Source organism: Sphaerisporangium cinnabarinum, from assembly GCF_055567015.1.
On record NZ_JBVHRG010000012.1, the window covers coordinates 128,898 to 151,284 of the forward strand.

General features: G+C 76.8%; 19 protein-coding genes. 15 read left to right on the forward strand and 4 right to left on the reverse strand.

Annotated elements, in window-relative coordinates; all coding sequences use genetic code 11:
• Positions 1-45: 45 nt before the first annotated feature.
• From ACZ4MO_RS17090 to ACZ4MO_RS17130, 9 genes are all read left to right on the forward strand, one after another.
• The gene (locus tag ACZ4MO_RS17090; RefSeq protein WP_175009826.1) at positions 46-1,722 is read left to right on the forward strand and encodes a carbamoyltransferase C-terminal domain-containing protein; all 1,677 of its coding nucleotides are present in this window, start codon (positions 46-48) and stop codon (positions 1,720-1,722) included.
• Positions 1,719-3,401, forward strand: a complete 1,683-nt coding sequence (locus ACZ4MO_RS17095) for an HAD-IIIA family hydrolase (protein WP_342779610.1) — start codon at positions 1,719-1,721, stop codon at positions 3,399-3,401. Before ACZ4MO_RS17090 ends, ACZ4MO_RS17095 begins: the two co-directional genes overlap by 4 nt.
• Positions 3,398-4,474 (forward strand): glycosyltransferase family 9 protein, encoded by a 1,077-nt coding sequence (locus ACZ4MO_RS17100; RefSeq protein ID WP_175009827.1) that lies wholly within the window; start codon positions 3,398-3,400, stop codon positions 4,472-4,474. The genes ACZ4MO_RS17095 and ACZ4MO_RS17100 overlap by 4 nt, the downstream gene beginning before the upstream one ends.
• Positions 4,471-5,490 carry a glycosyltransferase family protein gene (locus ACZ4MO_RS17105; RefSeq protein ID WP_175009828.1) on the forward strand — a complete coding sequence of 340 codons (1,020 nt, stop codon included), beginning with the start codon at positions 4,471-4,473 and terminating at the stop codon, positions 5,488-5,490. Before ACZ4MO_RS17100 ends, ACZ4MO_RS17105 begins: the two co-directional genes overlap by 4 nt.
• On the forward strand, positions 5,487-6,761 hold the full coding sequence (locus ACZ4MO_RS17110) for a glycosyltransferase (RefSeq protein WP_175009829.1): 1,275 nt from the start codon (positions 5,487-5,489) through the stop codon (positions 6,759-6,761). Before ACZ4MO_RS17105 ends, ACZ4MO_RS17110 begins: the two co-directional genes overlap by 4 nt.
• The gene (locus ACZ4MO_RS17115) at positions 6,758-9,007 is read left to right on the forward strand and encodes a PfkB family carbohydrate kinase (RefSeq protein WP_175009830.1); all 2,250 of its coding nucleotides are present in this window, start codon (positions 6,758-6,760) and stop codon (positions 9,005-9,007) included. The genes ACZ4MO_RS17110 and ACZ4MO_RS17115 overlap by 4 nt, the downstream gene beginning before the upstream one ends.
• Positions 9,004-9,732, forward strand: coding sequence for an SDR family NAD(P)-dependent oxidoreductase (locus ACZ4MO_RS17120; protein ID WP_175009831.1), 729 nt, complete (start codon positions 9,004-9,006; stop codon positions 9,730-9,732). The genes ACZ4MO_RS17115 and ACZ4MO_RS17120 overlap by 4 nt, the downstream gene beginning before the upstream one ends.
• Entirely contained in the window at positions 9,723-10,850 is a 1,128-nt protein-coding gene (locus ACZ4MO_RS17125; RefSeq protein ID WP_255437357.1) for a glycosyltransferase family 9 protein, read from the forward strand. Before ACZ4MO_RS17120 ends, ACZ4MO_RS17125 begins: the two co-directional genes overlap by 10 nt.
• A gap of 63 nt (positions 10,851-10,913) precedes the next feature.
• Positions 10,914-11,168, forward strand: a complete 255-nt coding sequence (locus tag ACZ4MO_RS17130; RefSeq protein WP_043654002.1) for a DUF6480 family protein — start codon at positions 10,914-10,916, stop codon at positions 11,166-11,168.
• On the opposite strand, the gene ACZ4MO_RS17135 is transcribed toward ACZ4MO_RS17130, so the two are convergent.
• Positions 11,144-12,484 carry a nucleotide sugar dehydrogenase gene (locus tag ACZ4MO_RS17135; RefSeq protein ID WP_175009832.1) on the reverse strand — a complete coding sequence of 447 codons (1,341 nt, stop codon included), beginning with the start codon at positions 12,482-12,484 and terminating at the stop codon, positions 11,144-11,146. The two genes, ACZ4MO_RS17130 and ACZ4MO_RS17135, sit on opposite strands and share 25 nt — an antisense overlap.
• Positions 12,481-13,527 carry an NAD-dependent epimerase/dehydratase family protein gene (locus ACZ4MO_RS17140; protein ID WP_175009833.1) on the reverse strand — a complete coding sequence of 349 codons (1,047 nt, stop codon included), beginning with the start codon at positions 13,525-13,527 and terminating at the stop codon, positions 12,481-12,483. Before ACZ4MO_RS17140 ends, ACZ4MO_RS17135 begins: the two co-directional genes overlap by 4 nt.
• Positions 13,528-13,712: 185 nt before the next feature.
• Between ACZ4MO_RS17140 and ACZ4MO_RS17145 the strand changes: the two genes are divergently transcribed.
• Positions 13,713-15,053: an amino acid permease gene (locus ACZ4MO_RS17145; protein ID WP_114553582.1), complete on the forward strand. Its 1,341-nt coding sequence runs from the start codon at positions 13,713-13,715 to the stop codon at positions 15,051-15,053.
• A 36-nt stretch (positions 15,054-15,089) separates the two neighbouring features.
• Here the strand turns inward: ACZ4MO_RS17145 and ACZ4MO_RS17150 are convergent, their stop codons facing one another.
• Positions 15,090-16,112, reverse strand: a complete 1,023-nt coding sequence (locus ACZ4MO_RS17150) for a substrate-binding domain-containing protein (RefSeq protein WP_175009834.1) — start codon at positions 16,110-16,112, stop codon at positions 15,090-15,092.
• A 175-nt stretch (positions 16,113-16,287) separates the two neighbouring features.
• Between ACZ4MO_RS17150 and ACZ4MO_RS17155 the strand changes: the two genes are divergently transcribed.
• The 5 genes from ACZ4MO_RS17155 (at position 16,288) to ACZ4MO_RS17175 (ending at position 20,835) form a co-directional block, all read left to right on the forward strand.
• Complete coding sequence (locus ACZ4MO_RS17155; protein ID WP_175009835.1) at positions 16,288-17,031, forward strand: glutamine amidotransferase; 744 nt, start codon at positions 16,288-16,290, stop codon at positions 17,029-17,031.
• Positions 17,031-17,951, forward strand: a complete 921-nt coding sequence (locus tag ACZ4MO_RS17160) for a ribokinase (RefSeq protein ID WP_074806947.1) — start codon at positions 17,031-17,033, stop codon at positions 17,949-17,951. Before ACZ4MO_RS17155 ends, ACZ4MO_RS17160 begins: the two co-directional genes overlap by 1 nt.
• Positions 17,952-18,044: 93 nt before the next feature.
• On the forward strand, positions 18,045-19,103 hold the full coding sequence (locus ACZ4MO_RS17165) for a DMT family transporter (RefSeq protein ID WP_209829779.1): 1,059 nt from the start codon (positions 18,045-18,047) through the stop codon (positions 19,101-19,103).
• The gene (locus tag ACZ4MO_RS17170) at positions 19,100-20,149 is read left to right on the forward strand and encodes a phosphotriesterase family protein (RefSeq protein ID WP_175009837.1); all 1,050 of its coding nucleotides are present in this window, start codon (positions 19,100-19,102) and stop codon (positions 20,147-20,149) included. Before ACZ4MO_RS17165 ends, ACZ4MO_RS17170 begins: the two co-directional genes overlap by 4 nt.
• 110 nt (positions 20,150-20,259) lie before the next feature.
• On the forward strand, positions 20,260-20,835 hold the full coding sequence (locus ACZ4MO_RS17175; RefSeq protein ID WP_085387812.1) for a CueP family metal-binding protein: 576 nt from the start codon (positions 20,260-20,262) through the stop codon (positions 20,833-20,835).
• Positions 20,836-20,932: 97 nt separating this feature from the next.
• On the opposite strand, the gene ACZ4MO_RS17180 is transcribed toward ACZ4MO_RS17175, so the two are convergent.
• The gene (locus ACZ4MO_RS17180) at positions 20,933-22,378 is read right to left on the reverse strand and encodes a ThuA domain-containing protein (RefSeq protein WP_175009838.1); all 1,446 of its coding nucleotides are present in this window, start codon (positions 22,376-22,378) and stop codon (positions 20,933-20,935) included.
• Positions 22,379-22,387 lie beyond the last annotated feature (9 nt).

The window sequence follows — 22,387 nt, forward strand, 5'->3', positions numbered from 1 at the left end:
GAGGCGCACCACGAGCCTGACCCGAACGAGGAAGGCTCGCAGCCCATGCGCGTCCTCGGAGTCAACGCCCTGTTCCACGACCCGTCCGCCGCCCTCGTCGTCGACGGCCGGGTGGTCGCCGCCGCGGAGGAGGAACGCTTCTCCCGGCGCAAGCACGGCAAGCGCCCGCTGCCGTTCGCGGCGTGGGAGCTCCCGGAGAAGGCGATGGCCTGGTGCCTCGAGGAGGGCGGGCTGCGCCCCCAGGACCTGGACGCCGTCGCGTACTCGTTCGACCCGGCGCTCGCCAAGCCCGCCGAGGAGATGGGCCTGCCGGACCCGTGGGACTGGCTGCGCGTGCAGTACGCCGAGCGCGCGCCGCAGTTCCTCGCCACCGCGCTGCCGGGCCTGTCCCCCTCGACGGTGCGGTTCGTGCCGCACGAGGTCGCGCACGCGGCGTCGGCCGCGCTGGCGTCGCCGTTCCCGGTCGCGAGCGTCCTGTCGCTCGACGGCCGCGGGGAGCGCTCGTCCCACCTCGCGGGCCGCTACGACCACGGCCGCCTCGAGGTCCTCGCGAGCCAGGAGCTGCCGCACTCGCTCGGGCTGGTCTACGAGTCCCTCACCGAGCACCTGGGCTTCCTGCGGTCGAGCGACGAGTACAAGGTCATGGCGCTCGCGTCGTACGGCGAGCCGCGCTTCCTCGACGACCTGCGCGAGGTGCTCCACGCGACGGGCGACGGCGGCTTCGTCGCCGAGGTGCCCGACTGGGAGCGCTGGGCGCCGCGCCGCACGGACGACGGCACGTGGGGCACCGCGCACGGCGGCCGGGCCGAGCACGCCGACCTCGCGGCGTCGGTGCAGGCGCGGCTCGAGGAGGTGCTCGTCGACCTCGCCACGTGGCTCCACGGGCAGACGGGCGACCGCGTGCTGACCATGGCGGGCGGCACGGCGCTGAACTGCGTCGCGAACTCGCGGGTCTGGCGCGAGTCGCCGTTCGCGGAGGTCTGGGTCCAGCCCGCGGCGGGCGACGCCGGCACGGCGCTGGGCGCGGCGCTCCAGCTCGCCGCGGAGGCGGGCGACACCGTCGAGCCGATGGGCTCGGCGGCGCTCGGCCGCGCGTGGGGCGACGAGGCGCTCGCCCGGTGGCTGCGCACCGCGCAGGTCCCCTTCACGACGCCCGACGACCTGCCCGCCGAGGTCGGGCGGATCCTCGCGGACGACGGCGTCGTGGCGTGGTTCGACGGCCGCGCCGAGCTCGGCCCGCGCGCGCTGGGGCAACGCTCCCTGCTCGCGCACCCCGGACCGGTGGAGAACCTGGAGCGGCTCAACGACGTGAAGGGCCGCGAGCAGTTCCGGCCCGTGGCGCCGATGGTCCTGCTCGAGGACGCCGCGGAGATCTTCTCCGGCGGCCCCGTCCCGAGCCCGTACATGCTGTTCGTGCACGACGTGGCGCCCGCGTGGCGCGAGCGGATCGCGGCCGTCGTGCACGTCGACGGGACGGCACGCATCCAGACCGTCGACGGGTCGACGCCGCGCCTGCAGGCGACGATCCGGGCGTTCAAGGAGCTGACCGGGCTGCCGGTCGTCGTCAACACGAGCCTCAACACGGCGGGCCGACCGATGGTCGACGACCCGCGCGACGCGCTCGAGCTCTTCGGGTCCGCCCCCGTGGACGCGCTCGTGCTCGGCCCGCACCTCGTGCGCCGCCCCGACGTGTTCGCGGCTCCGTCCGGGGCGACGGCGTGAGCGCGCCCGCGGGCCGCCCCGCACCCCCGGTGCCGTACGCCGTCGTCGTGCCCTCGATCGGCCGCCCGTCGCTCGACCGGCTCCTGGAGACCCTCGTCGCCCAGGCCGACGGCCCGGACTCCCCCGGGCCGGCCGAGGTCGTCGTCGCGGACGACCGGCGGCTGCCGCGGCCCGGCACGACCGACCCGGTGCCCGACCCGCTCGACCTCGGGGACGCCGGCCGTGCGCTCGGCGCGCGCGTCGTGCGCACCGGGGGCCGGGGGCCTGCCGCCGCGCGCAACGCCGGGTGGCGCTCGACGACCGCGCCGTGGGTCGTGCTCCTCGACGACGACGTCGAGCTCCCCGCCGGGTGGGCGCGCCTGCTCGCGCAGGACCTCGCGGCGGCGACGCCCCGCACCGGCGGCGTGCAGGGCCGCCTGCACGTCCCGCTGCCCGCGCACCGCCGTCCGACGGACTGGGAGCGCGGGACCGCCGGGCTCGAGCGCGCGGCGTGGGCCACCGCCGACATGGCGTACCGGCGCGCCGCGCTCGAGCAGGTCGGCGGGTTCGACGAGCGCTTCCCCCGCGCCTACCGCGAGGACGCGGACCTCGCGCTGCGCGTGCGCGAGGCGGGCTGGGAGCTCGTGCGCGGCACGCGCACGACGACCCACCCCGTGCGCCCCACGGACGACGCGGTGAGCCTGCGCGTGCAGGCCGGGACCCGCGACGACGCGACGTTCCGCGCCCTGCACGGACCGGGGTGGCGCGAGCGCGCCGAGACCGGCCGCGGTCGCCTCGCGTGGCACGTCGCGACCGTCGCCGCCGCCGCGGTCGGCGTCGGCGGGCTCGTCGCGCGGCGCCCGCGCGTCGCGGTGCTCGGCGCGCTCGGGTGGGCGGCCCTCACCGCGCAGTTCCTCGGGCGCCGCCTCGCACCGGGGCCGCGACCGGGAGACGACGTGTTCGGGCCCGAGCTGCGGCGCATGGCCTGGACGAGCGCCGCCATCCCGTTCGCGGCGGTGCGGCACCGCGTCGCGGGCGCGGTCGCCGCCCGGCGCGGGCTCGAGCCGTGGCCCCCGCCGCTCGCTGCGGTCCTGCTCGACCGCGACGGCACGCTCGTGCACGACGTCCCGTACAACGGCGACCCGGCGGCGGTGCGCCCCCTGGCGGGCGCCCCCGCCGTGCTCGACGACCTGCGCGCCCGCGGGGTCCGGCTCGGCGTGGTGTCCAACCAGTCCGGCGTCGGGCGCGGGCTGCTCACGCGCGCGCAGGTCGACGCCGTGAACGCGCGCGTCGAGGAGCTGCTCGGCCCGTTCGACACGTGGCAGGTGTGCCCGCACGCGCCGGACGACGCGTGCGCGTGCCGCAAGCCCGGTCCCGGCCTCGTGCTCGCCGCGGCGGCCGACCTCGGCGTCGAGCCGTGGCGGTGCGCCGTCGTGGGCGACATCGGCGCCGACGTGGGCGCCGCGCTCGCCGCGGGCGCGACCCCGGTCCTCGTGCCGACGCCCGTGACGCGCGCCGAGGAGGTCGCCGCCGCCCCGTGCGTCGCGCCGGACCTCGCCGCCGCGGTCCGCGCGCTCGACGACCGCCTGCCCGGCGCGTCCCCGGCGCACGCCGCCGGGTCCTCCCCCGGCGCGGATGCAGCTGGGGCGTCCCGACCCGGCGCGCCCGCGGCGACGCCGGACGAGGGGCGTGCGGCATGAGCGCCGACGTGCTCGCCGTGCGCCTCGACAGCGACGGCGACGTCCTGCTCACGGGCCCCGCGATCCGGGCGATGGCGCACGCGGCCGCGCGCGACGGCGGACAGGTGGACGTCCTGGCGGCCCCGGCCGGGCGGGCGGCGGCCCTGCTGCTCCCCGACGTGCGCGACGTGCTCGTCTTCGACGCCCCCTGGTCCGGCTACCGGCCCCCGCCCGTCGACCGCGGGAGCGTGCTCGACCTCGTCGCGACGCTCGCCGCGCGGCGCTACGCCGCGGCGGTCGTCTTCACCTCGTTCCACCAGAGCCCGCTGCCCGCGGCGATGCTGCTCAAGGTCGCGGGCGTCGGGCGCGTCGCCGCGGTGAGCGAGGACTACCCGGGCTCGCTCCTCGACGTGCGGCACACCCGCCCCGACGGCCTGCACGAGGTCGAGGCCGCGCTCGACCTCGTCCGCGCCGCGGGGTTCGGCGCCCCGCCCGACGGCGACCGGCTGCGCGTGCGCGAGCCGCTGCCCGACGTGTCGCCGCTCGTGCCCGCGGGGCCCTACGTCGTCGTGCACCCCGGCGCGTCCGTCCCGGCGCGGGCACCCGCGCCCGACCGTGCGCGCGACGTCGTCGCGGCGCTGGTGCGCGCGGGCCACGAGGTGGTCGTCACGGGCGGACCGGGCGAGGCCGACCTCGCGGCGCACGGCGCCGCCGGGTGCGCGCGGGACCTGTCGGGGCGCACGGACCTCGCGGGTCTCGCGGCGGTGCTCGCCGCCGCTCGGTGCGTCGTCGTCGGCAACACGGGGCCCGCGCACCTGGCCGCCGCCGTGGGCACGCCCGTCGTGTCCCTCTTCGCCCCCGTGGTCCCCGCGGGGCGGTGGGCGCCGTGGGGCGTGCCGACCGTCCTGCTCGGCGACCAGGAGGCCGCGTGCCGCGGCACGCGGGCCCGGCTGTGCCCGGTGCCCGACCACCCGTGCCTCGACGTCGACCCGGCCGACGTCGTCACGGCCGTCGACCGGCTCGCCTCCCCGCACGCCGTGGGGATGCCCGAGCCGGGCGCCGCCCTGCCGCGGACCGTGGGGGTGACCCGATGAGGATCCTCGTGTGGCACGTGCACGGGTCGTGGGCGACGTCGTTCGTCGCCGGCGGCCACGAGTACCTCGTCCCGGTCGTCCCCGACCGCGGGCCGGACGGCCGCGGTCGCGCACGCACCTGGGACTGGCCGCCCGGGGCGCGCGAGGTCGCGCCGGACGAGCTCGCCGATCTCGCGGCGGACCGCGCGATCGACGTCGTGGTGCTCCAGCGCCCCGAGGAGGTCGAGCTCCTGCGGCGCTGGACCGGGCTCGTGCCCGGCCGCGACGTGCCCGCCGTCTACGTCGAGCACAACGCCCCGACGGGCCACGCGGCCGCGACCCGGCACCCGCTCGCCGACCTCGACGTCGTCGAGGAGGGCCTGGTGCCGATCGTGCACGTCACGGCGTTCAACGCGCTCATGTGGGACACGGGCGACGCGCGCACGCTCGTCGTCGACCACGGCATCCCCGACCCCGGCTCCCTGTACACCGGGGAGCGGGCGAGCGTCGGGGCCGTCGTCAACGAGCCGGTGCGGCGCTGGCGCGTCGCCGGGACCGACGTGCTCGTCGCGCTGGGGCGGCACGTGCCGCTCGACGTCTACGGCATGGGCGTCGGCAAGCTGGCCGAGCACCTCGCGGCGCCCGGCGCCGCGCCGCACGACCTGCCGCACGACCTCCCGCACGGCCTGCACGACGACGTCCCCCAGGCCGCGATGCACGCGCGGCTCGCGACGTCGCGCGCCTACCTGCACCCCTACCGCTGGACGAGCCTCGGGCTCTCCCTGCTGGAGGCGATGGCGCTCGGGATGCCCGTGCTCGCGCTGCCGACCACCGAGGCGCCCGTCGCGGTGCCCCCGGCCGCGGGACTCCTCAGCGCCCGTCCCGACGAGCTCGCCGCGACCGCGCGGCGCTGGCTCGCCGACCGCGACGACGCCCGCGAGCACGGCCGGGCGGCCCGCGCCCACGTGCTCGAGCACTACTCCCACGCCGCGTTCCTGCGGCGCTGGGACACGGTCCTGACGGAGGTGACCTCATGAAGATCGCGATGATCTCGGAGCACGCCAGCCCCCTCGCCGCCCTGGGCGGCGTCGACGCGGGCGGGCAGAACGTGCACGTCGCGTCGCTCGCCACGCGGCTCGGCGCGCAGGGCCACCGTGTGGAGGTGTTCACGCGCCGCGACGACGCGTCCCTCCCGGAGCGGGTCCCGCTCGCGCGCGGCGTCGAGGTCGTGCACGTGGACGCCGGTCCGCCCGTGCCCGTGCCCAAGGACGACCTCCTGCCCCACATGGACGCGTTCGGCGCCGACCTCCTGCGGCGGTGGATCGAGCCCGGGCCCCGGCCCGACGTCGTGCACGCCCACTTCTGGATGTCCGGGATCGCGGGCCTGCTGTCCGCTCCCGCGCTCGGGGTCCCGCTCGTGCAGACCTTCCACGCGCTCGGGTCCGTCAAGCGCCGCCACCAGGGCGCGCACGACACGAGCCCCGCCGAGCGCGTGGCCCGCGAGCGCCTGCTGTGCCGCGCGGTCGACCGGATCGTCGCGACGTGCGCCGACGAGGTCGCCGAGCTCGTCGCGCTCGGCGCCGACCCGGACCGCATCGACGTCGTGCCGTGCGGCGTGGACCTCGGCCGCTTCCTGCCCGACCCGGACCGCACCGAGCACCCGCACCGCGAGCCCGGCACGCTGCGCCTGCTCTCGGTGGGCCGCCTCGTCGAGCGCAAGGGCGTCGACACGGTCATCGAGGCGCTCGCGGAGCTGCCCGGCGCGGAGCTCGTCGTCGCGGGCGGCCCCGCGCCGGGCGCGCTCGACGAGGACCCCGAGGTCCTGCGGCTGCGCGCCGTCGCGGTCGCGGTCGGCGTCGCGGACCGCGTCCGGTTCGTGGGCAGCGTGACGCAGGACGACGTGCGCGACCTCATGCACGCCGCGGACGCCGTCGTGTGCGACCCCTGGTACGAGCCCTTCGGGATCGTCCCGCTGGAGGCCGCCGCGTGCGGGCGCCCGGTCGTGGGCGCCGCCGTCGGCGGTCTGCTCGACTCGGTCGTGGACGGGCGCACGGGCCTGCTCGTCCCGCCGCGCGACGCCGGGGCGCTCGCCGCCGCGCTGCGCCGCCTCGCCGACGACCCGGCGCTCGCGGAGCGCCTCGGCTCGGCCGCGCGGCTGCGCGCCGAGCACCTGTACGGCTGGGTCACGGTCGCCGAGCGCACCGTCGAGTCCTACGAGCGCGTCGCCTCGGCCCGGCGCACCGAGCGCGGCCGGGCCCGGCCCGTCGCGGCCGGGCGCACCGCACTGCGGGCGGTGAGCGCACCGTGACCGCGCCGTGGACCGGGCCCGCTGCCGAGCACAGGGACGGGCCCGCGGACGCGCACGGTGCCGGACCGCACGACGCCGCGCGCCGCTGGCTGCGCGCGCACGCCGACGACCTCCACGACGGTCTCGACCTGCTCACCGCCGAGGCGGGCCGGATCGACGCGTGGGGCGCGCGGCTCGCCGACACCGTGCTCGCGGGCGGGCGACTCCTCGTCGCAGGCAACGGGGGCAGCGCCGCCGAGGCACAGCACCTCACCGCCGAGCTCGTGGGCCGCTTCGACGGCGAGCGGACCCCGCTGTCCGCGATCAGCCTGCACGCGGAGACGTCGAGCCTCACGGCGATCGTCAACGACTACGGCATCGCGGAGATGTACGCGCGCCAGGTCGCCGCGCACGGGCGCCCGGGCGACGTGCTCGTGCTCCTGTCGACCTCCGGCGAGAGCGAGAACGTCGTCGCGGCAGCTCGCCGGGCGCGTGCGCTCGGCCTCACGACGTGGGCGCTCACCGGCCCGCGGGACTGCGCGCTCGCCACCGCGTGCGACGACGCGCTCGCCCTGCGCGGCGCGTCGACGTCGTCCGTGCAGGAGCTGCACCTCGTCGTCGTGCACGCGCTGTGCGCCGCGCTCGACGCGCACGTGCGTCACCGCGAGGCGCGCGCCGCGGCGGACCTCCCGGGCGCCGGGTCGGCCGAGGACCGGCCGGCCCCGGCACCCGCACCGGCCTCCGCGGCGGCGACCGGACCGCAGGTGGTCGTCGTCGGGGACGTGCTCCTCGACCGTGACGTCGACGGCCAGGTCACCCGCTTCTCCCCCGACGGCCCGGTGCCCGTCGTCGACACGCTCGGCGTCCGGCGCAGCCCGGGCGGCGCGGGGCTGACCGCGCTCCTCGCCGCCGACGGCGCGAGCGTGCGCCTCGTCGCGCCGTTCGGCGACGACGACGCGGGCTCCGAGCTGCGGGGCCTGCTGCGCCCGCACCTCGACGTCGTCGCCCTGCCGCAGGTCGGCACGACGCGGCGCAAGACCCGCGTGCGCTCCGGCGGCCAGACCGTCGTGCGCGTCGACGACGGCGGCCCCGCCCGGCCCGGCGACCTGCCGGAGCGCGCGGCGCGGGCGGCGCTCGCGGGCGCGGACGTCGTGCTCGTGTCCGACTACGGCGCGGGGACGACCCACGCCGGACCGGTCCGCGACGCGCTCGCGCACGCGGCCCGCACCGGGACGGTCGTGTGGGACCCGCACCCGCGCGGCGGCGCCCCGGTCCCCGGGACGGCGCTCGTGACGCCCAACCTCGCGGAGGCGCTCGACGCGGCGGAGGCGCTCGGCCTGGACGCGACGCCCGACGACCCCGGGGGTCTCGCGCGGTCGCTCGCGGCCGCGTGGGACGTGGGCGCCGTGTGCGTCACGGCGGGCGACCGCGGGGCGTTCGTCGCGCGCGCCGACGGGGAGCCGGCGTACGTGCCCGCGACCGTCGCGCACGGCGACCCGTGCGGCGCGGGCGACCGTTTCGCCTCGACGGTCGCGGTCGCGCTCGCGCGGGGCGACGGGCTCGTCCCGGCGGTCGTCGCCGCCGTCGCCTCGGCCTCGGCCTGGGTCGCGGCGGGCGGCGCGGAGGGCTACCGGCGCCGGGCCGGCTCCCCCGTCGGCCGCGCGCCGGGTGCGACCCGGGAGCGCGGGCCGGGCCGGGGTCCGGACCCGGTGCCGGACAGAGCGGCCGACGTCGCCGGGACCTCCGGCGCGCCAGGTCGCGACCCCGCGCCGGGCTCCGAGGGACCCGAGGCGGTGGCCGCCCGGCTGCGCGCGGCGAGCGGCACCGTCGTCGCCACGGGCGGCTGCTTCGACATCCTGCACGCCGGGCACGTCGCGACGCTCGAGGCGGCCGCGCGCCTGGGCGACCACCTCGTCGTGCTGCTCAACGGCGACGCGTCCGTGCGGCGGCTCAAGGGTCCGCAGCGCCCCGTCGTCGGGCAGGCCGACCGGGCCCGGGTCCTCGCCGCGCTCGACTGCGTGGCCGCGGTCGTCGTGTTCGACGAGGACGACCCGCGGGCCGCGCTCGACCGCCTGCGCCCCGACGTCTGGGCGAAGGGCGGCGACTACACGGAGGAGACGCTCCCCGAGGCGGAGACGGTCCGGCGCCACGGCGGCCGGGTCGTCGTCCTGCCCTACGTCGACGGCCGTTCCACGACCTCGATCCTCGAACGCTCCGGGCGGTTCGCGCCCGGGGTCCCCACCCGCACGGAGGAGACCACCGCATGACCACCACCACGTCCGCCCAGCGGACCGACGCCCTGGCACCCCGCGAGCTCGGCACCGTCTACGTCACCGGGGGCGCGAGCGGCCTGGGGGCAGCGCTCGTCGAGGCGGTGACGGCGGCGGGCGGCAAGCCGGTCGTCCTGGACCGGGTCGCGCCCGCCGACGGCGTGCCGCACGCGGTCGTCGACCTGTCCGACTCCACCGCCGCGGCCGCCGCGGTCGAGCGGCTCGCGCTCGAGGTCGGGCCGCCCGACGCCGTCGTGACGGCCGCCGGCACCGACGCGTGCGGGCGCCTCGACGAGATCGACGTCGAGACGTGGGAGCGCGTCGTGCGGGTCAACCTGTTCGGGACGGTCGCCGTCGTGCGCGCCGCGCTGCCGTTCCTCGAGGAGCGCCGCGGCACGGTCGTCACGGTCGCGTCGACGCTCGGCCTCAAGGGCGTCTCGGACGCGACCGCCTACTGCGCGTCGAAGTTCGCCGTGCGCGGGTTCTCCCAGGCCCTCGCGGCGGAGCTCGCGGGCCGCGTCGGCGTCACGTGCCTCGTGCCCGGCGGGATGCGCACCGCGTTCTTCGACGGCCGCACCGAGCAGTACAAGCCGGGACCGGACGCCGACCTCAACGACCCGCGCGCCACCGCGGCCGCCGTCGTGACGGCGCTGCGCCAGCCGGTGGGCTGCGAGATCCGCGAGATGCTCGTCATGGCGTCCGGCGAGACGTCGTGGCCGTGACGGCGGGCGCGACGGAGCCGGCGCCCGACCTGCCGGGGCTCGCGGGGCAGGACGAGGGGACCGTCCTCGTGCTGCGCGCGCTCGGGCTCGGGGACGCGCTGACCGCCGTGCCCGCGCTGCGGGGCGTGCGGCGCGCGTGGCCCGGCCGACGCGTCCTCCTCGCCGCGCCCGCGCAGGTCGGCGGCTGGCTGCACGACCTCGGCCTCGTCGACGGCGTCGTGCCGACCCGCGGCCTCGAGCCGCTCGTCTGGGCGCAGGAGGCGCGGACGCTCACCGGTGCGGACCCCGTCGGGCACGTGGCGGTGAACCTGCACGGCAGCGGCCCCGAGAGCCACCGGGTGCTGCTCGACACCGCCCCGGAGCGGGTGGTCGCGTTCGCGTCGGGCGACGCGGGGGTCGACGGGCCGGGCTGGGACCCGGACGAGCACGAGGTCGACCGCTGGTGCCGGCTCGTCACCGCGGCGGGCGGCGCGTGCTCGCGCGAGGACCTGCGGCTCGACCCGCCGGGGTCGCGGGGGCGCCACGTCGTCGTGCACCCCGGCGCGGCGTCCGGCGCGCGCCGCTGGCCCGCGGACCGCTTCGCCGCGGTCGCGCGCGGCCTCGCGGCCGCCGGTCACGACGTCGTCGTCACGGGCGGCCCCGACGAGCGCGACCTGTGCGCGCGGGTGGTGGCCGACGCCGTCGCCGCCCTCGGCGGCCTCGCAGGGGCGCCGGACGGGACCGGCAGCGTGACCGACACCGCCGGCACGATGGACCTGCCGACGCTCGCCGACGTCGTCGCGACGGCCCGGCTCGTCGCCTGCGGGGACACGGGCGTGGCTCACCTGGCGACCGCGTACGGCACCCCGTCCGTGGTGCTGTTCGGCCCGACGCCGCCCGCCACGTGGGGACCGGCGGTGGACCCGGAGCGGCACGCGGTGCTCTGGCACGGCGACACGGAGCAGGGGCCGGCGCACGCGCGCGACCGGGCGCCGGGCGGGTACCGCGGCGACCCGCACGCCGCCGACCTCGACCCGGCGCTCGACCGCATCACCGTCGAGGAGGTCGCCGCGGCCGCGCGGTCGCTGCTCGCCGGGCCCCAGGACCCGCCGAGATGCGTGCGGGCGACGAGGCCCTGAGCGTCGAGGCATGACCTCCCCCGATCTCGATCTCGACCCCCGCACCGACGGAAGGACCGCACCATGACCGGACCTGCCTCCCCCGACCCCGACCCGCTGGACGCCTCGCACCGCTCGTCCGCGGCCGACTTCTCGGCGAGCGGTGACGTGCAGCCCGGCGAGACCCCGCCCGCGGAGGACCAGGTGAGCGCGCCGCAGGGCCACGAGGAGCACGGCCCGCACCGGGCCGTGCCGTGGGTCTGGATCGGGGTCGTCGGCGTGGTCGCCGTCGTGACGGCCCTGTTCTTCGTGGGCTACGCCGTGGGGCTGCTCGACTGAGGCCGTGCCGCGCGCGGCGCGGAGACCCCGAGCGAGCGCACGTCCCACCCGGCCGCGCGCCACCGCGCGCCGTCGACGGCGTTGCGCGCGTCCACGAGGCGCGGCGCCCGCACCACGGCGGCCAGGGCGCCGGGGTCGAGGTCGCGGTACTCGTCCCACTCGGTCGCGAGGACCACGACGTCGGCGCCGGTCGCCGCCTCGCGGGCGTCCGCCGCGTACCCGAGCTCGGGGGCGGCCGCCTGCGCGAGCGCGAGCGCCTGCGGGTCCGTGACGACGACGTCGGCCCCCTCCGCGGCGACCGCCCGGGCCAGCGCGAGGGCGGGCGAGCTGCGCACGTCGTCGCTGTCCGGCTTGAACGCGGCGCCGAGCACCGCCACGCGTCGCGCCGCGAGGGAGCCGCCGCACGCGGTGCGCGCGAGCGCGACGGCGCGCTCCCGGCAGCGGTCGTTGATGGCGTCGACCTCGGCGAGGAACGACACCGCCGGGCCGACGCCGAGCTCGCGCGCCCGGGCCGCGAACGCGCGGATGTCCTTGGGCAGGCACCCGCCCCCGAACCCCAGGCCCACGCCGAGGTACTCGCCGCCGATCCGGCGGTCGAGCGCCATGGTGCCGACGAGCGCGACCGCGTCGCCGCCCGCGGCCTCGCACACCTCCGCGACCGCGTTGGCGAACGAGATCTTCGTCGCGAGGAACGCGTTGGCGGCCACCTTCGCGAGCTCCGCGGTCGCGAGGTCGGTCACGAGGCGGGGCACGCCGTCGTCGAGCAGCCGCGCGTAGACGGCGTCGAGACGCTCGGCGAGCGCGTCGCCGTCGTCGGGCACGCCGTAGACGAGCCGGTCCGGGTGCAGCGTGTCCGCGACCGCGTGCCCCTCGCGCAGGAACTCGGGGTTCCAGGCCAGCCGGACGCCGTCGGGCAGGTCTGTCGCGAGCCGGGCGGCCGTGCCGACGGGGACGGTCGACTTGCCGACCACCACCGACCCCGGGCGCAGGTGCGGGCGCAGCGCCGCGAGCGCGGCCTCGAGCTGCTGCAGGTCCGCGACGCCGCTGCCCGCCGACTGCGGCGTCCCGACGCACAGGAAGTGGACGTCGGCGACGCCCGCGTGCGCGACGTCGGTCGAGAACGTGAGCGACCCCGCCCCGCCCGGGTCGGCGAGGAGCGCGGCGAGACCCGGCTCGAAGAACGGGGCCCGACCCTCCGCGAGCGCCGCGACGCGGGCCGGGTCGACGTCGATGCCGACCACCTCGTGCCCCAGGCGCGCGAGGGCCGCCGCGTGGACCGCGCCGAGGTAGCCGCAGCCGTGCACGGAGACCTTCATGCCGGGTCTGCTCCCTCGTCCGCGGCGGCGCCGCGCGCCACCCCGACGGCGACGGGCGTCTCGCCGCCACCGTCGGTGCGGAACCACTCGACCGTCCGGGCGAGGCCCTCGGTCCACGGCGTGCGGGCCCGCCAGCCGAGGGTGCGCTCCGCGAGGCTCGTGTTCGGCCGACGACGGCGCGGGTCGTCCTCGGGCAGGTCGACGTGCACGATCCGGGCGTCGCTCCCCGTCGCCGCGAGCACGTCGCGCGCGACGCGCTCGACCGTGAGCTCCGTCGGGTCGCCGAGGTTCACGGGGCCGGGGTGGTCGGTGCGCGCGAACGCGAGGATGCCCTCGACGAGGTCGTCCACGAAGCACACCGACCGGGTCTGCGACCCGTCGCCCGCGACGGTCAGCGGCTCCCCCGCGAGCGCCTGCCGGACGAACGTCGGGACCATGCGGCCGTCGTGCCCGCGCATCCGCGGCCCGTACGTGTTGAAGATCCGCACGATCCCCGTGTCCACGCCCCGGCTGCGCCGGTACGCGGCGGCGGTCGCCTCCGCGAACCGCTTGGACTCGTCGTAGACGCTGCGCGGGCCGACGGGGTTCACGTGGCCCCAGTAGTCCTCGCGCTGGGGGTGGACCTCCGGGTCGCCGTAGACCTCGGACGTGGAGGCGAGCACGAACCGCGCCCCGGCCCGGTCGGCCAGCTCGAGGCCGTGACGCGTCCCCGCCGACCCCACGAGCAGGGTCTCGAGCGGGAGCCGGAGGTAGTCCACGGGCGAGGCGGGCGACGCGAGGTGCAGCACGAGGTCGACCCGTTCGGGGTCGGGCACCTCGATCCCGGCGCTGACGTCGCCCTCGACGAACCGGAACCGCGCGTCGTCGCGCAGCGCGTCGAGGTTGCGCAACTGACCGGTCGACAGGTCGTCGACGCACACGACCTCGACGCCCTGGCCCACCAGCGCCTCGCACACGTGACTGCCCACGAAGCCGGCACCGCCCAGCACGACCGCGCGCCGCACGGTGCGGGCCGCGCTCGGAGTCTCCGGGGTGTCGCTCATGCTCGTCTCCTCGCGACGGAGCGCGACGCAGGCACGCGGGGACGATCCGTCAGATCCGTCCCGCCGGTCGCGCTCGTGCGGACGGGCTCGTGGCTGGACCCGGAGACCTCACGCTCACACGCCTCCTGCGGGCTCGCACGGTGGCCCGCGGCGCGAGCGACCCGGGGTCGTGGCACGGTGACGCGATGAGCGCACCGACCGCACCCCAGCAGCAGGCCACCGACCCGGACACGAAGCTGTCCCGCTCGGTCGGGGGACGGCTCCTGTACCTCTTCATCCTCGGCGACGTGCTCGGCGCGGGCGTCTACGCGCTCGTCGGCGAGATGGCCGGCGAGGTGGGCGGCGCCGTCTGGCTGCCGCTCCTCGTCGCCCTCGGCCTCGCCCTGCTGACCGCCGGGTCGTACGCCGAGCTCGTGACGAAGTACCCGCAGGCGGGCGGCGCGGCCGTGTTCGCGGACCGCGCGTTCCGCAGCCCGCTCGTGTCGTTCCTCGTCGGGTTCTCCATGCTCGCCGCGGGCGTGACGAGCGCCGCGGGCCTCTCCCTGGCCTTCGCCGGCGACTACTTCGCGACGTTCGTCGACGCGCCCGACCGGCTCGTGGCCGTGCTCTTCCTCGCCGTCGTCGCGGCGCTCAACGCGCGCGGCATCAAGGAGTCGCTGCGCGCCAACGTCGCGATGACCGCGATCGAGCTGTCCGGGCTCGTGCTCGTCGTCGTGCTCGCCGCCGTCGTGCTGGGGCGCGGCGAGGGGTCGCCGGGCCGCGTCACGCAGTTCGCGGAGGGCACGACGCCGGCGCTCGCCGTCCTCGCGGCCGCCATCCTCGCGTACTACTCGTTCGTCGGGTTCGAGACGTCGGCCAACCTCGCCGAGGAGGTGCGCGACGTGCGCCGCACCTACCCGCGCGCCCTGTTCGGCGCGCTCGTCACGGCGGGCGTCGTGTACGTCGCGGTGGGCGTCGCCGCGGTCGCGGTCGTGGACCCCGAGACGCTCGCCGGCTCGACCGGTCCGCTGCTCGAGGTCGTCGACGCCGAGGGCTCGGTGCCTGCGTGGGTGTTCTCGCTCGTCGCGCTGATCGCCGTCGCGAACGGGGCGCTGCTCACGATGATCATGGCGAGCCGGCTCGCGTACGGCATGGCCGAGCAGGGCCTGCTCCCGGCCACGCTCGGGCGCGTGCTCCCCCGCCGCCGCACGCCGTGGGTCGCGATCGTCGTGACGACCGTGGTCGCGATGGGGCTCGTGTTCACGGGCGACGTCGCGGGCCTCGCCGAGACCGTCGTGCTGCTCCTGCTGCTCGTGTTCGCCTCGACGAACGTCGCGGTCCTCGTGCTGCGGCGCGACCCCGTCGACGCCCCGCACTTCCGTGTCGCGACGGTCGTGCCGGTGCTGGGCGTGGCGTCGTGCGTCCTGCTCCTCACGCAGCAGGACGCCGTGACGTGGCTGCGCGCGGGGATCCTGCTCGCCGTCGGCGCGGCGCTGTACGTCGTGATGCGCTGGACACGCCGGGCCGCGGACGCGCGCCCGGCGTAGCTCCCGCTCGCGACCGTCGGCGCGCGAGCCGCCGCGCTACGCGTCCGCGGGCCGGGCGACCGAGCCGCGCACGACGAGGTGCAGCGGCAGCACGGTGCGCGCGGGCGGGTCCGCAGGGCGGGTGCCGGTCATCGAGCGCTCGATCGCGTCCATCGCGGCGAGCGCCAGCGCCGCGACGGGCTGCTCGAGCGTCGTGAGCTTGGGCCGCAGCCACTGGCCGACGCGGATGCCGTCGCACCCGACGACCGAGAGGTCCTCGGGGATGGAGATGCCGTGCAGCTCGGCCGCACCCAGCATCCCGACGGCGACGATGTCGCTGCCGACGAAGACGGCCGTCGGCGCGCTCCCGGGCCGCGTGAGGTAGGGGAACGTCGAGGCGCCGAACTGCTCGGTGTACGGGCCGTGGCGCACGAGGTCCGGGTCGACGTCGAGGCCGGCGTCGTGCATCGCGTCGACGTACCCGCGCAGGCGGTCCTGGGTCGTGGACAGCTCCGCGGGCCCGGCGACGTGGGCGATGCGCCGGTGCCCCTGCTGCACGAGGTAGCTCGTGGCCTGGTAGGCGCCACCGTAGTTGTCGACGGTGATCGTCTCGACGGGCAGGTCGAGGTCGACCTCCTCGTCGATGACGACGACGGGCAGGCCGTCCGCGACGGCGCGCGCGAGCCGGTCGTCGGTCCGGGACATCCCCACGTAGACGATGCCGTCGAGCGAGCCGTCGCTCGCGAGGAGCTGGCCGAGGCCGGACTCGGCGTCGCCGTGCCGCGTCGACAGCGCGACGACGAGCGGGACGCGGCGGTCGCCCGCGAGGCGCGCGACCTCCTCGGCGAGGGCGGTGAAGAAGGGGTTGACGAAGTCGGGCACGACGAGCGCGACCACCCCGGTGCGGCGCTCGTCCTCGCGCGGGGCGGGACCGGGTGCGGGCACGACGTACCCGACCTCGCGGACCGCGGCGTCGATCCGCGCCGCCGTCTCCGGCTGGACGTTGAGCTGCCCGCGCAGGTAGCGCGACGCCGTCGAGGCCGACACGCCGGCACGTTGCGCAACACGCGTGAGCGTCATGGCTCCCCTTCCTCGGGGCGGTCCCCCAGATCCCTTGCACTCTACCGGGAGCGTCGGGCCGCGCACGGTGTTGACAGCCGCGCCGCTCGCCCCCTACGGTCTTGCGCAACGCTACACAACGTTGCGCAAAGTCGTCGAGGACGTCGCCGCGCGACCTGATCGCAAGGAGGCCGGGATGAGCCGGGTTCTGCTCGCCGGGGAGTCGTGGATCAACGCGACCACCGACTACAAGGGGTACGACGCGTTCCCCCACGCCCAGCTCGAGATCGGGTGCGCGCGCCTGCTCGAGGCGCTGGCCGCCGAGGGCCACGAGGTCACGCACCTGCCCTCGCACCTCGTCGCCGAGGACTTCCCCTCCACGCTCGACGAGCTCGACGCCTACGACGTCGTGATCCTGTCCGACATCGGCGCCAACTCGCTCCTGCTGCCCCCGGTCGTGTTCTCCCAGGGACGCCCGTTCCCGAACCGGCTCAAGCTCCTCGCCGAGTGGGTCCGCCGCGGCGGCGGCCTCATGATGGCCGGCGGGTACCTCAGCTTCCAGGGCTTCCAGGCCAAGGCGAACTACCACGGCACCGCCGTCGAGGCCGTCCTGCCCGTCGACATCCTCCCGTACGACGACCGCGAGGAGACCCCGGAGGGCATCGGCGGCACCCTGACCGACGTCGAGCACCCCGTCACCGCCGGCCTCGACCGCGAGTGGCCGATCCTCCTCGGCTACCAGCGCCTCACCGCCAAGACCGACGCGACCGTCCTCGCCACCATCGAGGACCGTCCGCTCGTCGCCGTCCGGACCGAGGGCGAGGGGCGCACGCTCGCGTTCGCCTCCGACATCTCCCCGCACTGGGCCCCGCGCGAGTTCATGGACTGGGCCGGCTACGGCCCGCTGTTCGGCCAGGCCGTCACCTGGCTCGCGGGCTGATGACGCCCGAGGTAGTGGTCGTCGGCAGCCTGAACATGGACCTCAGGCTGACCGTCGACCGCCTGCCCCGCTCGGGCGAGACCGTCTCCGCGACGGGCCTCGTCCGCTCCCCCGGCGGCAAGGGCGCCAACCAGGCGGTCGCCGCCGCCCGACTCGGCCGCCGCGTCGCCATGGTCGGCGCCGTCGGGGACGACGACGACGGCCGCGCGATCCGCCGCCGCCTCGCCGTCGAGGGCCTCGTCCTCGACGGCCTCGCGACGGCGGACCGCCCCACCGGGGTCGCCGTCGTGCTGTGGGAGCAGCCCGAGTCGACGATCGTCATCGAGCCCGGCGCGAACGCCGTCGTCGACGAGGCGTTCGTCACCGAGCGCGCCGACCTCGTGCGCGACGCGGCAGCCGTCCTGTGCCAGTGCGAGACGCCGCTCGGCGCCCTGCGCGCCGTCGCCGCCACCGCGACGGGGACCACCGTGCTCAACCCGGCGCCCGCCGTGCCGCTGCCCGCCCACGTGCGCGCCGCGTTCCGCGTGCTCGTGCCCAACCGGTTCGAGCTCGCGACCCTCGTCGGCGCGCGCGACGAGCCCGTCGGCACCGACGCCGTGCTCGCCATGGTGCGCGCGCTCGACCACCCCGGGGACGTCGTCGTCACCCTCGGGGCCGACGGCGCGCTCGTCGTCCCCGCAGGAGGCGCACCCGTCACCGTCCCGGCGGAGCGCGTCGACGCCGTCGACACGACCGCCGCCGGCGACTCGTTCTGCGCGGCGCTCGCGGACGGCCTCCTCCACGGCGGCGACCTCGTCGAGTCCGCCCGCTGGGCGGCGCGCGTCGCCGCCTCCACCACCACCCGCCACGGCGCCGTCGACTCCCTGCCGCGCGCCACCGACCTGGCCCCCGAGGGCACCAGGATTCCGCTCCACAGCTAAGTCCGACGTACCGTCGGAGGAAGGCACGGTCACGCAATGAAGCACGCCACGCCGGCGACCACCGGTTCCCCGTCCGGCACTCAGGGAGGTGCTGTGAGCTCGTCAGCCCGCCGCAGCAGGGTCAAGGACACCGCGACCGCCCTGCTCGTCGTCGCGACCGTCCTCGCGGGGGCCCTCGGTCCCATGCAGGCGGCCGTCAACGGCCAGCTGGGCAAGACGATCGGCGACGGGCACGCCGCCGCCCTCATCTCGTTCGGGACCGGCCTGGTCCTCATGTTCGTCGTCGTGTTCGCGCGTCCTGCGACCCGACGCGAGGCGCTCGCGATCCCCGGCCTGATCCGCTCGCGCACCATCCCGTGGTGGAACTACCTCGCGGGCCTGTGCGGCGCCGTCATCGTCCTGTCCGAGGGCGTCACGGTCGGCGTCCTCGGCGTCGCGACGTTCCAGATCTCGCTCATCTCGGGCCTCGTCATCTCGGGCGTCATCTGCGACCGCCTCGGCGTCACGGCGTCGGTCAAGCAGCCGCTCACCACGACGCGCCTCCTCGGCGCGGCGCTCGCCATCGCGGCGACCGTCGTCGTCATCTCCCCGAGCTTCTCCGTGCCGCACACGATCGTGCTCGCGATCATGCCGTTCGTGGGCGGTCTGCTCGCGGGCTGGCAGCCCGCCGGGAACGCGGCCGTCGCCGACGTCACCGGGTCGATGCTCGTCTCGATCGGCTGGAACTTCCTCGTCGGCTTCACCGCCCTGCTGATCGCCTACCTGGTGCGCGCGGCGGTGGGCGGCGTCGACTTCCAGCTCCCGAGCGAGTGGTGGATGTACCTGGGCGGCCCGCTCGGCCTGCTGTCGATCGCGCTCATGGCGCTCCTCGTGCGCGGCCTCGGGCTGCTCCTTCTCGGCCTCGCCTCGGTCGCGGGCCAGCTCGTCGGCTCGCTCGTCCTCGACGCCGCGATCCCGGCGCTCGGCCACACCGTGCACGTCGCGACCGTCATCGGCACGGTCATCGCGCTCGTCGCCGCCGGGATCGGGATGATCCCGTCCGGCAAGGCGGCGCACGCCGACGGCCCGGACGCCACCGGCCCCGACGGACCCGACGCGGGCGTCGCGGCGGCGGTCGCGGGCGGCGAGGCCGGCGAGACGAGCGCGCGATGAGCGTCACCCCCGCCGGTCACGTCCAGACGGTCACCGGCCGTGCCGCGGCCGCGGACCTCGGCCTCACGCTCCCCCACGAGCACCTCTTCAACGACCTGTCCGGGGTGCTCGACCCGCCGAGCTACCGCTTCTCCGAGGCGGTCGTCGAGGCGCCGGTCTCCGCGTCGGTCGCCTGGGCGCTGCGCCAGGACCCGTACTGCTGCGCGGACAACATCGCCGACAAGCCGGTCGCCGCGGTCGCGGCGGAGCTCGAGAGCTTCGCCGCCCTGGGCGGGCGCACGATCGTCGACGCGACGTCGAGCGCCGCGATCGGGCGCAACCCCGAGCGCCTCGCGGAGGTCGCGCGCCGCACCGGGCTGCACGTGGTCGCGGGCTGCGGCGCGTACCTCGAGAAGTTCGAGGGCGACCGCATCGCCGCCGCGGCCGTGGACGCCCAGGCGTCCGCGATCGTCGCGGAGCTCGCCGACGGGATCGGCGGGACGGGCGTGCGTCCCGGCATCATCGGCGAGATCGGCGTCTCGCCGTCGTTCACCGCGGGCGAGGCCGCGTCGCTGCGCGCGGCGGCCCTCGCCCAGCGCGAGCACCCGCACGTCGCGCTCCAGGTGCACCTCCCCGGGTGGCAGCGCCGCGCGCACGAGGTGCTCGACCTCGTGCTCGACGAGGTGGGCGTGGGCCCCGAGAAGGTCGTGCTGTGCCACATGGACCCGTCCGCCGACGACCCGGACTACCAGCGGTCCGTGGCCGAGCGCGGCGTCTGGCTCGAGTTCGACATGGTCGGCATGGACATCACCTTCCCGAAGGAGGGGGTGTCCCCCGACCCGCACACGACCGCGACCGCGGTGCAGCGCCTCGTCGAGGCCGGTCACGCGGGCCAGGTGCTGCTCAGCCACGACGTGTTCCTCAAGCAGATGTGGGTGCAGCACGGCGGCAACGGGTTCGCCTACGTCCCGACGGTGTTCACCGAGATGCTCGCGGCGCGCGGCGTGCCGCGCGACGTGCTCGCGCGCCTCACGCACGACAACCCGGTGGCGATGCTCACCGCGTGACGCGACGCCGTCCGCCACCCGCACGGCCGGGGCCCGCCAGGGTCCCGGCCGTCGGCGCACCCGGGACCTCCGGCCCTGGTCGCGGCGTCGCGCTCTGAGAGGATCGGCGCATGAGACGACGTGCCCTCCCGACCCTCGTGGCCGCCGTGGCCGCGACCGCCCTCGTGCTCGCCGGCTGCTCCGGCGGGTCTCCCGAGCCGTCCGCGCTGGACGCGCTGCTCGACCGGCACGACCTCGCGGGGCTCAGCGGCCAGGAGGTCGTCGACCGGCTCGAAGGGCTCGAGACGGCCGACCGGCCGACCGACCTCGTGGCCTCCGTCCGCGCGGCGGAGCTCGTGCTCGCCGACGAGTCGTACGAGACCACGGTCCCGCTGCCCGAGGACACGTTCTACCTCTCCGTGGCGCCCTTCGTGGACGAGACGCACGAGTGCTTCTACCACTCGCTCACCACGTGCCAGGGCGAGCTCGCGGGCGAGCCGGTCTCCGTGACCGTGGTCGATGCGGCCACCGGCGACGTGCTCGTCGAGGAGGACACGACGCTCGGCGCCAACGGCTTCGTCGGCTACTGGCTCCCGCGCGACGTCGACGCGGAGCTGCGCGTCGAGCACGACGGCCGGGTCGGCACCACGACCGTCTCGACGCGCGACGACGACCCGACCTGCCTCACGACGCTCCAGCTCGCCTGACGAGCCGCGGACGCCCGGCGGTGTATCCGCCGGAGCACGCACGACGCCCGCCGCACTGAGGTGCGACGGGCGTCGTGCGTGCTGTGCCGGGGAGGTGTCAGGCCGTGCCGGCGAAGTCGACCACGAGCTCCTCGGTGACCGTCTCGCCGTCGCGCTCGGCGGTGGCGGTGACCGTCACCTGCCCCGCGGGCACCTCGACGAGGCGCGTCGCGAAGGCCTGGTAGGCGTTCTTGGTCGGCGCGACGGCCGCGAACTCCTTGGTCCCGTACGGCGTGGTGACCGCGAGGTCCACGGCCGTGTCGTCCTGGTTGACCACCCGGACGGCGAGGTACTGCTTGCCGCCCATGGTGCGCAGCTCGGCCTCGGCCGAGAGGTCGAGCGCGGGGCCGTCGTCGACCAGCGCGGACTGCCAGTCGACGAGGTCGTCGATCTTCGTGCCGAGCAGCGCGCGGTCGCCCGCCGCCGCCGACAGGTGGTCGACGAGCGAGCGCGCGCCGCCGAGCACCTGCACGGCCGTCGCGGGGTCGTCCGCGTCGGCCGCGGTGCGCGCGCTGCCGAGCAGCGACGAGATCGCGCCGGCGATGACGCCGTCGCCCACCGCAGAGGTGTTCAGGCCCGCCACGAGCTCGTCCACCTCGCCGAACGTGACGCAGTTGCCGCCGCCCTCGACGACGCCCGCGGTCCACTCGACGCCCTTGAGGACGTGCTCGAGGAACAGCGGGTCGGTCCACGAGGCGTCGGTGTGCCCGGCACCCTCGTACCAGGAGCGACCGCCCTCGAAGTTCTGGCACCACGCGATCGGGTGGTCCTCGCCCATCGCGTTGTTGCCCGGGTTGTACGTCGACTCGTCGAGCGTGATGAGGACGTGGACGTCCTCGCGCGGGTTGGTCGTGTAGTTGTACCACTCGTCGAACCGCTCCCACACGGCGGGCAGGTGCGCCGTCGAGGGGTGCCCCGGGCTCTCGACGCGCATCGTCGCCGTCTGCTGCTGCGGGTGGCTGACGAACCGCGCGCCGCCGCCCGTGAGCTGGCTGTACCAGGGCACGGTGTGCATCGTGTCCGTCGCCGCGTGCAGGCCCACGAACCCGCCGCCGCCCCGGATGTAGCCCTGGAACGCGGCGAGCTCGGCGTCGTCCAGGAGGCGCGGCGTGGCCGGGTTGAGGGAGTTCGTGTTGTCGACGGGCGACGCGAAGACGATGGTCGCGTACTGCGCGAGGTCCTCGGCGCTCGTGAACGGCGAGGAGTCCATCGTCAGGTCGGGCTGGCCGGGCGAGCCGCTGCCCCACCACCCCGCCGAGCTGTTCGGCGGGTCCCACACGTCGACCGTGAAGCCGTTGTCGGCGCCGAGCTCGATGAGCGCACGCGTGGTGTCGTCGATGTGCGAGTGGCGGAAGCCGAGCGTCTCACCGACGACGAGGATCTTGTAGTCCTCGTCGTCGGCGGCCGCCGGGCCCGCGGTCATGAGCGTGGCACCGCCCACGAGCGGCAGCGCGGCAGCCGCAGCCACCGCCCGCCGGAACGTCATGCCGCTGAACAAATCCATGCGTGCTTC